At 73.3% G+C, this 14,014-nt stretch carries 10 protein-coding genes and 1 pseudogene; 8 read left to right on the top strand and 3 right to left on the bottom strand.

Going from position 1 to position 14,014, the window contains the following annotated elements; translation table 11 throughout:
* Positions 1 to 37: 37 nt before the first annotated feature.
* Entirely contained in the window at positions 38 to 2,188 is a 2,151-nt protein-coding gene (locus tag AB0E07_RS15575) for a family 16 glycoside hydrolase (protein WP_362251386.1), read from the top strand.
* 50 nt (positions 2,189 to 2,238) lie between these two features.
* Here AB0E07_RS15575 and ligD read toward each other — a convergent pair whose 3' ends face one another.
* A complete protein-coding gene (gene ligD, locus AB0E07_RS15570; RefSeq protein WP_362250968.1) occupies positions 2,239 to 3,255 on the bottom strand; it encodes a non-homologous end-joining DNA ligase in 1,017 nt (338 codons plus the stop codon).
* A 74-nt stretch (positions 3,256 to 3,329) separates the two neighbouring features.
* Here ligD and AB0E07_RS15565 point away from each other — a divergent pair, with 74 nt between their 5' ends.
* On the top strand, positions 3,330 to 4,394 hold the full coding sequence (locus AB0E07_RS15565) for an ATP-dependent DNA ligase (RefSeq protein WP_362250965.1): 1,065 nt from the start codon (positions 3,330 to 3,332) through the stop codon (positions 4,392 to 4,394).
* A gap of 149 nt (positions 4,395 to 4,543) precedes the next feature.
* Positions 4,544 to 5,533: a DUF3048 domain-containing protein gene (locus AB0E07_RS15560; RefSeq protein WP_362250962.1), complete on the top strand. Its 990-nt coding sequence runs from the start codon at positions 4,544 to 4,546 to the stop codon at positions 5,531 to 5,533.
* Between the two features lie 8 nt (positions 5,534 to 5,541).
* On the opposite strand, the gene AB0E07_RS15555 is transcribed toward AB0E07_RS15560, so the two are convergent.
* Positions 5,542 to 6,006, bottom strand: coding sequence for a MarR family transcriptional regulator (locus tag AB0E07_RS15555; RefSeq protein WP_362250959.1), 465 nt, complete (start codon positions 6,004 to 6,006; stop codon positions 5,542 to 5,544).
* A 190-nt stretch (positions 6,007 to 6,196) separates the two neighbouring features.
* On the opposite strand from AB0E07_RS15555, the gene pcaH reads away from it, so the two are divergent.
* Genes pcaH through pcaD form a run of 4 tightly spaced genes read left to right on the top strand, consistent with a single transcriptional unit; the run spans position 6,197 to position 10,013 of the window.
* Entirely contained in the window at positions 6,197 to 6,970 is a 774-nt protein-coding gene (gene pcaH, locus AB0E07_RS15550) for a protocatechuate 3,4-dioxygenase subunit beta (RefSeq protein ID WP_362250956.1), read from the top strand.
* Between the two features lie 6 nt (positions 6,971 to 6,976).
* A complete protein-coding gene (gene pcaG / locus AB0E07_RS15545) occupies positions 6,977 to 7,582 on the top strand; it encodes a protocatechuate 3,4-dioxygenase subunit alpha (RefSeq protein WP_362250953.1) in 606 nt (201 codons plus the stop codon).
* A complete protein-coding gene (gene pcaB / locus AB0E07_RS15540; RefSeq protein WP_362250949.1) occupies positions 7,579 to 8,892 on the top strand; it encodes a 3-carboxy-cis,cis-muconate cycloisomerase in 1,314 nt (437 codons plus the stop codon). The genes pcaG and pcaB overlap by 4 nt, the downstream gene beginning before the upstream one ends.
* Positions 8,889 to 10,013, top strand: coding sequence for a 3-oxoadipate enol-lactonase (gene pcaD / locus AB0E07_RS15535; RefSeq protein ID WP_362250946.1), 1,125 nt, complete (start codon positions 8,889 to 8,891; stop codon positions 10,011 to 10,013). The genes pcaB and pcaD overlap by 4 nt, the downstream gene beginning before the upstream one ends.
* Positions 10,014 to 10,038: 25 nt before the next feature.
* Here the strand turns inward: pcaD and AB0E07_RS15530 are convergent.
* A pseudogene (locus AB0E07_RS15530) lies at positions 10,039 to 12,724 on the bottom strand (AAA family ATPase).
* 195 nt (positions 12,725 to 12,919) lie between these two features.
* Here AB0E07_RS15530 and AB0E07_RS15525 point away from each other — a divergent pair.
* Positions 12,920 to 13,978 carry a DUF2510 domain-containing protein gene (locus AB0E07_RS15525; protein WP_362250943.1) on the top strand — a complete coding sequence of 353 codons (1,059 nt, stop codon included), beginning with the start codon at positions 12,920 to 12,922 and terminating at the stop codon, positions 13,976 to 13,978.
* Positions 13,979 to 14,014: the final 36 nt, after the last annotated feature.

Genomic DNA, 14,014 nt, shown 5'->3' with positions numbered 1-14,014 from the left:
AAGACTCTGGACGGCCCTGCTGGCCGCCGTACTGATCATGCTCGGGCTGCAGGCCGCGCCGTCCACCGCGCGGACCGACGGGGCCGAAGGGACCGGTCAGCGGGCGGCGCAGGTGCTCACCTGGACCGCGGGCGACGACATCACCCAGTACAACTCGGCGCCCGCCACGGCCGTCGCGGGCACGGCGACGATCGTCTTCGAGAACAGCGCGGCGACCGGCAACACCACCGGCATGCCGCACACGCTGACGTTCGCCACCAGCGACCCGGAGTTCAACAGCGACGTCCAGTTGAACATCCTCGCGAGCCCCAACGACGACATGGACGGGCGCCACACCGCCGAGGTGACCCTCACCCCGGGCCGGTACTTCTACTCCTGCACGATCCCCGGCCACGGCCAGATGCAGGGCATCCTGGTCGTCACCGAGGGGACGGGCGAGGACACGACGGCGCCGGAGACCTCGGCGCACGTCAGCGGCACGCAGAACTCCGCGGGCGAGTACGTGGGTTCGGCGAGCGTCGCGGTCCACGCCACCGACGAGGGCGGCTCCGGCGTGGACCGCACCGAGTACGCGATCGGTGACACGGGCGCCTGGCAGCCGTACACCGCGCCGGTGGTGGTCGACCAGGTGGGCGGCCACGAGGTGCGCTACCGGGCCACCGACAAGGCGGGCAACACGGCCGCCGAGAAGAGCGTCTCCTTCACGGTGGTCGCCCCACCCACCGACGACACGACACCGCCTCAGACCTCGGCGACGGTGAGCGGCGAACGCAACCCCGACGGCACCTATGTCGACATGGCGACGGTGACCGTCTCCGCCTCCGACACCGGATCCGGCGTCAACACCATCGAGTACGCGGTCGGTTCGGGCGCCTGGCAGCCCTACACCATGCCGGTGATGGTGCATCAGGTGGGCACGCACAGCGTCCGGTTCCGTGCCACCGACAAGGCGGGGAACGCGGCGGCGGAGAAGAGCGTGGAGTTCACCGTGGTGGCCGCGCCGCCGCAGGACACCACACCGCCGGTGACGGGCGTGACCGTCGAGGGCACGCGCGACTCCGACGGGGCGTACGTGGCACGGGCCCAGGTCATCGTGAGCGCCACCGACGAGGGGGGCGTGGCGAGCGTGGAGTACTCGCTCGACGGCGGCCCCTACCTCGCCTACGGCGGGCCGGTGCTCGTCGACCGCGCGGGCGCGCACACTCTGGCCTACCGGGCGACCGACCGGGCCGGGAACACCTCGGCGGCCCTCACCGTGAGCTTCACGGTGGTCGCGGGCGGGGTGCCGGCGCCGCCCTGCCCGGAGTACGACGAACGGCTGACGGTGATCGTCGGGACGGTCGACTCCGGGGTGCCCAACCGGCTCACGAACAACCGGTGCCGGGTCAACGAGCTGATCGAGGACGAGAAGGAGTGGACCTCCCACGCCCTCTTCCTCAAGCATGTGCGCACGGTCCTGGACCGGCTGCTGCGCGAGGGCGTCGTCGACCAGCGCGAGTACGATGCCGTCACCAGGGCGGCCCGCCAGTCCGGCATCGGCAAGCCGGGCCAGACCGAGGGCTACCGTTCGCTCTTCGACGGCAGCTCCGGCTCCTTCGCCAAGTGGCGTCACGTGGGCGGCGGTTCGTTCGCACTGAACGCCGACGGTTCGATGACCAGCGGCACCACCCGGGCCGGACTCGGCATGCTGTGGTTCCCCGAGCGCAAGTACGGCGACTTCTCGCTGCGCCTGCAGTGGCGCGACGACGCCCCCGGCACCGGAAACGCCAACTCGGGTGTCTTCGTGCGCTTCCCGTCGGTCCACGACCACCCCGAGGAGACCCGGCCGGAGTGGGTCGCCATCAAGTACGGGCACGAGGTGCAGGTGCTCGACCGCCCCGACGGCGACCTGTACAAGACGGGCTCGGTCTACGGCTTCGACCGGGTGGGCCTGGCCGGCGCGGGTGTCACCCAGAAGGGCACCTGGAACGACTACGAGATCCGGGTGGTGGACCAGCACTACTCGGTCTACCGCAACGGCGTGCTGATCAACGAGTTCGACAACCTCGGCGGCCAGGTCTTCTCCCCGCCCCGCTCGGACGACCCGGGCACGGACGGGCGGCGGTTCGCCTCCGGCTACCTCGGGCTCCAGGTGCACGGCACGACGGACGTGGTCTCGTACCGGGACATCCGGATCAAGGAGTTGTGAGGAAGGAGAGGTGAACACGCGTGAGGGCGGGGCTCGTTCGGGCCCCGCCCTCACGCGGTGTCGTGCCGGGCCCTGCTCGGCTGCACCCGCTTGGGCTCTCCCGGCATCTTGGGGTACTCGGGCGGGTAGGGCAGGTCGCCGAGGTCGTGGTCGCGTTCGTCCTTGTCTGCCAGTTCCAGCAGGGCGTCGAGGGAGAAGCGGTGGTCGTCCATGTCCGCGTGGACGTCGCCGAGTTCGGCGAAGCGCTGCGGCATGGTGGCCAGATCGAAGTCACGGGGGTGGGCGACCCCCACCTCGTCCCAGCGCAGGGGCGCGGAGACGGGGGCGTGCGGGCGGGGGCGGACGGAGTAGGCGGAGGCGATGGTGCGGTCGCGCGCGGTCTGGTTGTAGTCGACGAAGATGCGCTCGCCCCGCTCCTCCTTCCACCACTTGACGGTCACCTGTTCCGGCATCCTGCGCTCCAGCTCCCGCCCGACGGCGATGGCGGCCCGCCGGACCTGGGTGAACGTCCAGCGCGGTTCGATGGGCACGAAGACATGCAGCCCGCGCCCGCCGGAGGTCTTGGGCCAGCCCGTCAGTCCGCCGAACTCCGCCAGCACCTCGCGCAGTTCGTGGGCGGCGCGGACCGCGTCGTCGAAGTCGGTGCCGGGCTGCGGATCGAGGTCGATGCGGAGTTCGTCGGGGCGGTCCACGTCGTCCCGGCGCACGGGCCAGGGGTGGAAGGTGAGGGTGCCGTACTGGGCGGCCCACAGCACGGCCGCCTCCTCCGTGGGGCACATCTCGTCGGCGCTGCGCCCGCTGGGGAAGGCGATGTGGGCCCTCGGGATCCAGTCGGGCATGTTCTTCGGCGCCCGCTTCTGGAAGAAGTGCTCGCCGTCCACCCCGTCTGGGTAGCGCTCCAGGGTGGTGGGCCGGTTCCGCAGGGCGCGCAGGATGCCGGGTCCGACGGCCTGGTAGTACCGGGCGAGGTCGAGCTTGGTGAACCCGCGCTCCGGGAAGAAGACCTTGTCGGGGCTGGACAGCCGTACCGTGCGTCCGCCCGCCTCCAGCTCCACCGCTTCGCCCATGCGAGCCACGGTAGGCGCACCTCCCACGGCCCGCACACCGGGCGAGGCGCCGTCCGCGCGCGCAGAATCGGGGCATGGACCTGCCCGTGATGCCGCCCGTGAAGCCGATGCTCGCCAAATCGGTGGCGAGGATCCCGCCCGGGATGCAGTACGAGGCGAAGTGGGACGGGTTCCGGGCGATCGTGTTCCGCGACGGCGCCGAGGTCGAGCTGGGCAGCCGTACCACCAAGCCGCTGACCAGGTACTTCCCCGAGCTGGTCGAGGCACTGAAGGACCGTGTCCCCGAGCGGTGCGTGCTGGACGGAGAGATCGTGATCGCCCGGGAGGGGCGGCTGGACTTCGACGCGCTCACCGAGCGGATCCATCCGGCGGCCTCCCGGGTGCGCACCCTCGCCGAACGCACTCCGGCCTCCTTCGTCGCCTTCGACCTGCTCGCCCTGGACGGCGAGTCCCTGCTGGACGAGCCGCTGTCCGACCGGCGGGCGCTGCTGGGCCGGGCGCTGGAGGGGGTCACCGCGCCCGTGCACCTGGCGCCGGCGACGACGGACGTCGAGGTGGCCGCGCGGTGGTTCGAGCAGTACGAGGGGGCGGGCCTGGACGGGGTGATCGCCAAGCCGCTCGACTCGCGCTACCGCCAGGACGAACGGGCCATGTTCAAGATCAAGCACGAGCGGACGGCCGATGTCGTGGTGGCCGGCTACCGGCTGCACAGGAGCGGGCCGGTGGTGGGCTCGCTGCTGCTCGGTCTCCACGACGACGCGGGCACCCTCCAGCACGTCGGGGTGTCCGCCGCCTTCACCATGAAGGTCCGCGCCGAGCTGGTCGGGGAGCTGGAGCCGCTGCGGATGGACGACCCCGCGGGCCACCCCTGGGCCGCCTGGGCGGAGGAGGCGGCGCACGAGAAGGCCCGGCTGCCGGGGGCGCCGAGCCGCTGGTCCGGGAAGAAGGACCTGTCCTGGGTGCCGCTGCGGCCGGAGCGGGTGTGCGAGGTGGCCTACGACCACATGGAGAACGGGGCCCGCTTCCGGCACACCGCCCGGTTCCGCCGCTGGCGCCCCGACCGGACACCGGAGAGCTGTACGTACGCCCAGCTGGAGGAGCCGGTGCGCTACGACCTCGACCAGATCCTCGGCGGCTGACCGGGGCGGGGGCGGAACACCTCTGTGCCAGGAGGTCGATCGGTGTGCGCCGATCGGCCCATTCGGCGCGCGCGATCAGTTTCGAGCGGGTAGGGGCACCAATGAACGTACAAGCGGACAATCATTAACAGGAGAACGGGGTGGCGCCGGTGAACGAGGGACGCAGGGCCCGTAGGAGACGCGTCGCGACGACCGCGGCACTGCTGGCCGCGGTGACGGCCCTCTCCCTGACCGCGGGCTGCGACTCGCCCGACGGGGGCCGCGACGACGGGCGCGCACCCGATCAGGAGCAGCGGCGGAGCCCCGAGCAGCCCCCTCCGGCCACCGGCCCGGTCCTCGCCGTGAAGATCGACAACGTCCGCCAGGCCCGGCCCCAGACCGGCATCGACGCGGCCGACATCGTCTACGTCGAACCGGTGGAGGGCGGGCTGAGCCGTCTGATGGCGGTGTTCGCGACCGAGCTGCCCGAGGCGGTCGGCCCGGTGCGCAGCGCCCGCGAGTCGGACCTCGAACTGCTGCGCCAGTTCGACGAGCCGAAGCTCGCGTTCTCCGGCGCCCAGCACAAGCTGCTGCCGCTGATCGACCGGGCGCCGGTCGACGCCCAGCCGCCCGGGGAGACCTCCGGCGCCTACTACCGCGGCGACGGCCGGCCCGCCCCGCACAACCTCTACCTGCGCCCCGACCGGCTGCTGCCCTCCGCCCCCGGCGCCGACGCGCTGACCACCGGCTTCCGCTACGGCGCCGCTCCCGCGGGAGGAACGGCCGACACCTCGGAGACGGTCCGCTACCCGGCCGCCCGCTTCACCTTCACCTGGTCCGGGAGCCGGGAGCGGTGGCTGGTCTCGCAGGACGGCACGCCCACCGTGACCACCGACGGAGAGCGGCTCGCCCCGGCGACGGTCGTCGTGCAGTACGTGAACATCCGCACGTCCGAGTTCCACGACTCGCTCGGCAACCACACCCCGTACACCGAGACCGTGGGCACGGGGAAGGCGAAGGTGCTGCGCGACGGACGGGCCTGGGAGGCCGACTGGAAGCGGGCCGAGGCCGGCGACGGCACCGAGTTCACGGCCCCCGACGGCAGCCCGCTGAACTTCGCCGAGGGCCAGGTCTGGGTGGTCCTGGTCAAGGCGCCCTGAGCGCCGGGTCAGCCCTGGGGTACGAGGGGTTCCGCCGGATTGCGGAGCCCCTCGGCCGCGTCCGCGACCCGGCGGATCAGGTCGAAGAACAGGGACTGCTCCTCGGCGGAGAGGGGCGCCAGGAAGACCTGGTTCATCCGGGCCGTGCGCACGGCCAGCTTGCGGTGGGTGCGGGCCCCGTCGTCCGTGAGGCGCAGCAGGAAGCGGCGGCCGTCCTGCGGGTCCCGGACCTTGTCCAGCAGCCCGCGGCGGCCGAGCCGGCTGATCACTTCCGCGATGGTGGACCGGTCCAGGCCCACCCGCTCCCCCACGGTGCGCTGGTCGAGGCCCGGCTCGGCGACCAGCGCGTTGAGCACCGCGAACTGCGGTGAGGTGGTCTCCTCCGAGACCATGGTGTTCCACAGCAGGTAGTGCGCCTGCTGCAACCGCCGGGCCAGATGCCCGGGGTGGGTGGTCAGATCCACCGCGGCCATGTGCACTCCAGTCCTCGATTTCGTTGGTGCACTGAACGATACCTGCCCGCCCGGACACCATCTGCCGCTACGACCTGCCCTTCTCCGCAGCTCTTGACGGTTGGCCTCTCCGGTGGCAGCGTGAAGAACACCTCGCTCAAATACTCAGTGCCCTGACTAATTGCGACCGGGCGAACCTCTGAGGAAACCCATGACTCTCACCCAGCACGACATCGACCAGGAGATCGCCGCCGAGCACGCGGCGTACGAGAAGCGCCTCGCCGAAGGCGCGCCCGTGGAGCACCAGCCGCGGCGCGACTACGCCCCCTACCGCTCCTCCGTCCTGCGCCACCCCAAGCAGCCGCCGGTCGCGATCGACGTCAGCAAGGACCCGGAGCTGGTGGAGCTGGCCTCCCCCGCCTTCGGGGAGCGGGACATCACCGAGATCGACAACGACCTCACCCGGCAGCACCAGGGCGAGCCGATCGGTGAGCGCATCACCGTCTCCGGGCGGCTCCTGGACCGGGACGGCCGCCCGGTCCGCGGCCAGCTCGTCGAGATCTGGCAGGCCAACTCGGCGGGCCGCTACGCCCATCAGCGCGAGCAGCACGACGCCCCGCTGGACCCGAACTTCACCGGCGTCGGCCGCACCCTGACCGACGACGAGGGGCACTACCGCTTCACGACCGTGCAGCCCGGCCCGTACCCCTGGCGTCAGCACCTCAACGCCTGGCGGCCCGCGCACATCCACTTCTCGCTCTTCGGCTCGGCGTTCACCCAGCGGCTGGTGACGCAGATGTACTTCCCGAGCGACCCGCTCTTCCCCTACGACCCGATCATCCAGTCGGTGACCGACGACGCGGCCCGGCAGCGGCTGATCGCCACCTACGACCACGACCTGTCGGTGCCGGAGTTCTCCATGGGCTACCACTGGGACATCGTGCTCGACGGCCCGCACGCCACCTGGATCGAAGAAGGGCGCTGACCAGCCATGACGAAGATCGACACCAGCCGCCCCGAGACGGTCCTGCCGACCCCGTCGCACACCGTCGGCCCCTTCTACGGCCACGCCCTGCCCTTCCCCGGCGGCGGCGACATCGCCCCCGTCGGGCACCCGGACACGATCACCCTCCAGGGGTACGTCCGCGACGGCGCCGGCAACCCGCTGCCGGACGCGTTCCTGGAGCTGTGGGGCCCCGACCCCGAGGGCCGGCTGGCCCGGACCGACGGCTCGATGCGGCGCGATCCGGCCACCGGCGGCTTCCTGGGCCGCAACGGCGTGGAGTTCACCGGCTGGGGGCGCGTCCAGACCGACGCGAACGGCCACTGGAGCGCGCGGACCCTGCGGCCCGGCGCCCGCGGCGACAGCGCGCCCTACCTCAGCGTGTGCCTGTTCGCCCGGGGACTGCTGGTGCACCTGTACACCCGGATCTACCTGCCGGGCAACGACACGGCGCTCGCCGCCGACCCGCTGCTCTCCCGGGTGGAGCCGGAGCGACGCGCCACGCTGATCGCCGCCGAGGACCACCCGGGCGCCTACCGTTTCGACATCCGCCTTCAGGGCGAGGGCGAAACGGTCTTCCTGGAGTTCCAGTGAGTTCTGCCGATACCGACAGCCTGCTCGGACCCGGGTGGGCGCAGTGCGCCGCCGCCACCGCGACGGCTGACGCCGCCTACCTCCAGGCCCTGCTCGACGCCGAGGCCGCGCTGACCCGCGCCCAGGGCCCGGCCGCCGCCGCGGCGGCGGTGACCGCGGCGGCCGACGCGGGCCGGTACGACGTGGCGTCGATCGCCCGGCGCGCCCGTTCGGGCGGCAACCCGGTCATCCCGCTGGTCGCCGACCTCACCCGGGCCGTGGGCGAGGAGTACGGGCCGTACGTCCACCGGGGCGCGACCAGCCAGGACATCATGGACACCGCGACCATGCTGGTCGCCCACCGCTCGCTCGGCGCCGTCCTCGACGACCTGGCCCGCACCGCCTCGGCGCTGGCGCGGCTGGCCGCGGAGCACCGGGACACCGCGCTGCCCGGCCGTACCCTCACCCAGCACGCGGTACCGACGACCTTCGGTCTGAAGGCGGCGGGCTGGCGCGCACTGGTCCTCGACGCCCGGGACCGCGTGACCGCCGTACGGGACTCGCTGCCCGTCCAACTCGGGGGCGCGGCGGGCACCTTGGCCGCGTTCACGGCGTACGGCGCCGAGGACGCCACCGAACTGGTGGCGGCGTACGCCCGGGAGGCCGGGCTGGCCGCGCCGACGCTGCCGTGGCACACCCTGCGCACCCCCGTCGCCGACCTGGCCGGCTGTCTGGCGTTCACCGCCGGGGCGCTCGGCAAGATCGCGGCGGATGTGCTGACCCTGTCCCGCACCGAGATCGGGGAACTCGCCGAGGGCAGCGGCGGCGGTTCCTCCGCCATGCCGCACAAGGCCAATCCCGTGCGGTCCACGCTGATCGCCGCGGCGGCCCGCCGGGCACCGCAGCTCGCGGCCACCCTCTACGGGTCGCTGGCCGCCGAGGACGAGCGGCCGGCCGGGGCCTGGCACGCCGAGTGGGAACCGCTGCGTGAGCTACTGCGGCTCACCGGAGGTGCCGCCCGGGACGCCGCCGAACTCACCGAGGGACTGCGGGTCAACACGGATGCCATGCGCGAACACCTCGGCCTCACCCACGGGTTGATCGTCTCCGAGCGGCTCTCCGCCGCCCTCGCCCCGGTACTGGGCCGCGCGCGGGCCAAGGAGCTGCTCACCGAGCTGGCCCGGCGTACCCACACCGAGGGCCGCGACCTGCTGGAACTCCTCTCCGCGGAACCGGAGTTGAAGGATGTCGACCTCGTCGAGCCGACCGACCCCGCCCGCTACACCGGCAGTGCCGCCGCCCTCACCGACCGCGCTCTGGAGCGACGTTGAACGACCATCTCCTCAACCACCGGGCCGAGGGCCCCGCATCCGCACCCGCGCTGCTGCTCGGTCCGTCGCTGGGCACCTCCCACGCCCTGTGGGACGCGGTGGCGCCCGAGCTGTCGATCGGGCACCGGGTGGTGCGCTGGGACCTGCCCGGGCACGGCGGTTCGGCCGCGGACCTGATCGGGCCGGGGGCCACCGTCGCCGACCTGGCCGGCCTGGTGCTGCGGCTGGCCGACTCGCTCGGCGTCGACCGGTTCGCGTACGCCGGGGTGTCGCTCGGCGGCGCGGTGGGCCTGCACCTGGCCGCGTACCACCCCGACCGGGTGTCCTCGCTCGCCGTGATCTGCTCCTCCGCCCACTTCAACGGGGAGCGGCCCTGGCGGGAGCGGGCCGCGCTGGTTCGGGCCGAGGGACTCGCCGAGCTGGCGAGGACCGCCGACGCCCGTTGGTTCACACCGGGGTTCACCGTGGAACGGCTCGTCCGGGACCACCGCGAGGCCGACCCCGGGGCGTACGCGGCCTGCTGCGACGCCCTCGCCGCCTTCGACCTGCGCGAGGAGCTGGCGCGCGTCGCCGTGCCGACGCTGCTGATCGCCGGCCGGGAGGACCCGGCGACCCCGCCGGCCCATCTGCGGGAGATCGCGGACGCGGTGCCCGGCGCGGCGCTCGTGGAGATCCCCGGCGCCTCCCATCTCGCGCCCGCGCAGTGCCCGCAGGCCGTCCTGACCGCGCTGCGCGCCCACTTCGACGGCGGCGCCGCCCTCGGGATGAGGGTGCGCAGGGAGGTGCTCGGCGACGCCCACGTGGACCGGGCGCAGGCCCGGCAGACCCCGTTCACCGCCCGCTTCCAGGACTTCATCTCCCGCTACGCCTGGGGTGAGATCTGGACCGACACCACGCTCGGCCGCCGTGAGCGCAGCATGATCACCCTGACCGCGCTGGTCGCCCACGGGCACTACGACGAGCTGGCGATGCATGTGCGGGCGGCGCGGCGCAACGGGCTGACTCCGGAGGAGATCGGCGCGGTGCTGCTCCAGACGGCCGTCTACTGCGGGGTTCCGGCCGCGAACTCGGCGTTCGCGACGGCCCAGCGGGTGCTGGCCGAGGAGGAGGACCAGGCGTGACCGCCGGGCGGCCCCGCCCGGTGAGCTACTGGGGTCCGACTCCGCTCGCCAGCGTCTCCTCCGCCCGCGCCACCAGGCCGTCGGCACCGCACTGTCGGGCCAGGGCCAGGCCCCGGTGCAGCTCGGTGGTGGAGCGGGCCGCGATGCCGTACTCGATCCGGGCGGCCGCGTGCTCGTACTGGCAGGGCGAGGCCTCCAGGTAGGTGACGGCCTGCGCGGCGAGCCGTACCGCGCGCTGGCCGGTCTCCAGCGCGGCGGCGCAGCGCAGGGCCTCCCCGATGGCCGTGTCGGTGCCGAAGCGCTCGGCGTTGCGGCGGGCGTCCGAGGCGAGTTGGGCGGCACGCGCCGGATCCTCGGTGGCGAGGGCACGGGCGAGGTCGACGGCCCAGGGCACCAGGACGGGGTTGAGGTGGCCGCGGGCGGTGGCCGCCTTCTCGGCCTCCTCCAGTTCGTTGATGCCTTCCTTGGTGCGGCCCGCGGCGAGCAGCAGCCGTCCGCGCACCGACCGCGGGTCGGGCAGCACGATCGTGGAGGGGTAGGGCGGTGCGAAGCCGTACTGCTCGGCCACCTCCCAGGCCTCCGCCACCTGGCCGCGGGCGAGCAGGGTGTCGACGAGGTTGCAGGTGGCGGACCAGTACAGGGGCAGTCCCCGGCCGACGCGCTCGGCGAGCCGCAGTGACTCGCGCAGCGACTTCTCGGCCTCGCGCAGCCGGCCCCGCCTGCGGTGCCCGATGCCGAGGTAGGCGTGGGCCAGGGCGAGGTGACCGCCCATCCAGCCGGCCGACTCGTAGGCGCGCAGCGCCTCGTTGAAGAGGGCCTCGGCGCGGTCGAGCCGGTCCGCGTAGGCGTACGCGCTGGCCAGCATCATCAGCAGTTCGATGCCCCACTCGGGGTCGGTCCAGCCGAGTCCGGGGGGCGAGGCGGCCGTTGACCAGGGCGCGGTCGCAGAGTTCGGCGACCTCCTCGGCGTTCTCGCCGCGGGCCATGGCGTCGAAGCCGCGCAGGATGAGCAGGGCCCGCTCGGAGTTGTCGTGTCCGGCGCAGGTGCGGGCGAGGTCGGCGAGCCGCTCGGAGCGGGTGGGTGAGGTGGTCTCGCCCGCGTGGATGCCCTCCCACATGAACTGCACGGCCTGGAGCCGCATCCGGGCGGGGCCGGACTCGTGCCGGGCGGCCTCCGCCTCGACCGTGCGGACCGCCTCCTCCAACTGGTTGTTGTGGAGCAGGGCCTGGGAGAGCCGGTAGACGGCGTCGACCCGCTCGGCGCCGTCGAGTCCGGGCAGGGCGAGCGCGCTGCGCAGATGTCCGATGGTGGTGGCGGGCGAGGTGAGCAGGGTGGCGCAGCCGAGTTCGTACAGCACGTGCGGGTGGACCTCGGGCCGGGGCGGTTCGCGCAGGGCGCGCTCCAGGCAGCGGCGGGCCGCGTCGGGGGCGCCGACGGCGAGGTGTTCGCCCGCGGCCTCGCGCAGTTGGGCGACGAGTTCGGCGTCGTCGTCCGGGTGGACCTCCAGCAGATGGCGGGAGGCGGCGGCCGGTCCGCGTCCGGAGTCGGTGACGACCCGGGCGGCGATGCCGTGCATGGCGGTGCACAGGGCGGGCGGGATGGAGTTGTAGACGGCGCTGGCGATGAGGGGGTGGACGAACTCCAGGTCGCCGTCGCTGACCGGGACCGCGGCGGGGTCGGGGACGGTGAGGATACGGGCGTTGCACAGGAGTTCGGCGCAGCGCAGCGCGTCCTCGTGGCTCATGGTGGCGAGCCGGGCGACCTGGGTGACGGTGATGCCGGCGCCGAGGATGGCGGCGGCCCAGGCGAACCGGGTGGCCTCGATGCCGAGTCCCTCCAGGCGGGCGACGAGACCGCCGCCGCGGGCCGAGCGGTTCAGGGCGCGCAGTTCGGCGGCGGAGGACTCGACCGGCTCCAGCTCGCTGTCCTGCACCTTGGCGAGCAGTTCGACGGTCTCGTAGGGGTTGCCGGCGGTCACGGCCCAGACCTCGCGGCAGAAGGCGCCGTCCGCGTGTCCGCCGACGGTGGCGCGGGTGAGTCCGGCGGTGGCGTCGGGGGTGAGGGCGCTGAGGTTGGCGACCGGGCGGCTCGCGGCGGCGGCCACCGCGTCGAGGTGGCGGGCGCCCTCCCCGCGGACGTCGCCGGGCCTGCGGGTCACCACCAGGAGGACGGAGAGGTCTTCGAGGCGCTCGGCGAAGGCGGCGAGCCAGCGCAGGGTCTCCAGGTCGGCCCAGTGGGCGTCGTCGATGAGCAGCACCAGCGGCCAGTCGCGGCGGGCGAGCCGCCGGACGGCGGCGACCAGGCCGTCGCACACACCCTGCGGGTCGGCCCTGCGGTCACCGGGTTCCGTGATGCCGAGGGCGGGACCGGCGATGTCGTACCAGTCGCCGAGGTACTCGCGGGCCTCCTCCGGCAGCAGCGACACCAGCGCGGGCTGGAGCAACTGCCGTACGACGTTGAACGGGACGGACTGCAGGGTCTCGCCGCCGCGGGCGGACCACACCTGGCAGCCGCGCGCCTCGGCGATGCGGCGGGTCCGGTTGAGCAGCGCCGTCTTGCCGAAGCCCGCCTCGCCCCGGATCACCAGCAGGCTGCCCGAGGAGGAACGGTCGGCGCACAGGGTGTCCACCGCCCGTGCGACGGCGGCGACTTCGGCCTCGCGCTCCCACAGGGAAGCCGAGGTGGCCGCCGTGGGCCGTACCTCCGTCATCCCGATACCTCCCCAAGTCGCCCGAACGACGTACAGGTCTTGAGCGTAGCCCTCCGGCCGTGCGTGTGGAGGGCGGTCCGGGCAGCTGTTGCCGTCACGGGTGACGCGGAGTTCGGCCTGATGACGGCGGCGGTGACGCGAAAAGGCCGGGGACCCTCTCATACGGCTTTCACCGATGCCTCATACGGTGGGGTCATGACGCAGGTGACTCCTCCCGGGTGGTACCCCGACCCGGGGCAGACAAGTGACGCTCCCGCCACCGAGCGCTGGTGGGACGGCAGCGCGTGGACGGATCGGACGCGCCCCGCGGGCTCGTCCGCCGCATGGGGTCCGCCGGCGCCTTCGCCGGCCGGCGGAGCCCAACCGGCATATCCGGCCTACCAGATGTATCCGGCGTATCCGTCGGCGCCGCCCGGCGGCCGGCGGCGCGGGCTGCGCACGGGGATAGCCGTGGCGGTGGCCGCCGCGGTCCTCGCGAGCATCGGGGTGGGCGTGTACGTCCTCACCGACAGCGGCGGATCGGACGGCGGCTCCGCCAACTCCCAGCAGCCGGACGGCCAGGGAGGCCAGGGAGGTCCCGGCGGCGGCCCGTTCGGCGACTCCGGGGGTTCGGGCGGCGACAGCGGCTCGGGCGGCCCGGGGGGAGACGGCGGTTCGGGCGGTGACGGCGGTTCGGGTGGTGACGGCGGGGAGTCGCCGTCACCGGAGGGTTCCGAGGCGCCCCGGATCGAGAGCGGTTCCGTGACCGACCCGATCAGCGGGATCAGCCTGCCGATACCGGACGGCTGGTACGGCCAGGAGCTGAGCGTGGGCGCCTTGGTCAGCTCGGAGCAGTCGTACGCGTGCCCCGGGGACACCTCCCAGAACTGCACCAAGGGCGGCGCCTACTCGGCTCCGGCGAGCCTGCTCGGCACCGCCGGCGACTCCGCCGAGGAGGTCGCCAAGGCGGACATCGAGCAGAACGCCGAGGATTCCTACGGCGAGGGCTACGGCGAGATCACCTCGCACCAGGTGCTGGCCTCCGAGGCCGTGACCGTGGCCGGACAGAAGGGCTATCTGGTGCGCTGGAAGGCGGTCACCAGCAAGGGCGCCGACGGCTACGTCCAGTCGCTGGCCTTCCCCTCCCCCGCCCGGTCCGGGCAGATCGTGGTGGTTCGCTTCGGCATCGACGTCGGCGAGAAGCAGTCCGTGATCGACGAGATCACCGAGGGCATCGAGGTCGCGTCCGTCGACGGCAGCGGCCAGGACGTCTGACACCCGCCGCCACGGACGACGGCCGGGTGGGGCACC

The sequence above is a fragment of the Streptomyces sp. NPDC048002 genome (assembly GCF_040653275.1).
Taxonomy (GTDB): Bacteria; Actinomycetota; Actinomycetes; order Streptomycetales; family Streptomycetaceae; genus Streptomyces.
The sequence above is the reverse complement of the archived record's forward strand: the minus strand, read 5'-3'. Positions and strand labels throughout refer to the sequence as shown.

Bases quoted from the DNA above. Each gene is read 5' to 3' on its own strand.
- pcaH (WP_362250956.1), top strand. From the start codon at position 6,197: ATGACTCTCACCCAGCACGACATCGACCAGGAGATCGCCGCCGAGCAC.
- ligD (WP_362250968.1), bottom strand. From the start codon at position 3,255: ATGGGCGAAGCGGTGGAGCTGGAGGCGGGCGGACGCACGGTACGGCTG.
- AB0E07_RS15565 (WP_362250965.1), top strand. From the start codon at position 3,330: ATGGACCTGCCCGTGATGCCGCCCGTGAAGCCGATGCTCGCCAAATCG.
- pcaG (WP_362250953.1), top strand. From the start codon at position 6,977: ATGACGAAGATCGACACCAGCCGCCCCGAGACGGTCCTGCCGACCCCG.
- AB0E07_RS15575 (WP_362251386.1), top strand. From the start codon at position 38: ATGCTCGGGCTGCAGGCCGCGCCGTCCACCGCGCGGACCGACGGGGCC.
- AB0E07_RS15555 (WP_362250959.1), bottom strand. From the start codon at position 6,006: ATGGCCGCGGTGGATCTGACCACCCACCCCGGGCATCTGGCCCGGCGG.
- AB0E07_RS15525 (WP_362250943.1), top strand. From the start codon at position 12,920: ATGACGCAGGTGACTCCTCCCGGGTGGTACCCCGACCCGGGGCAGACA.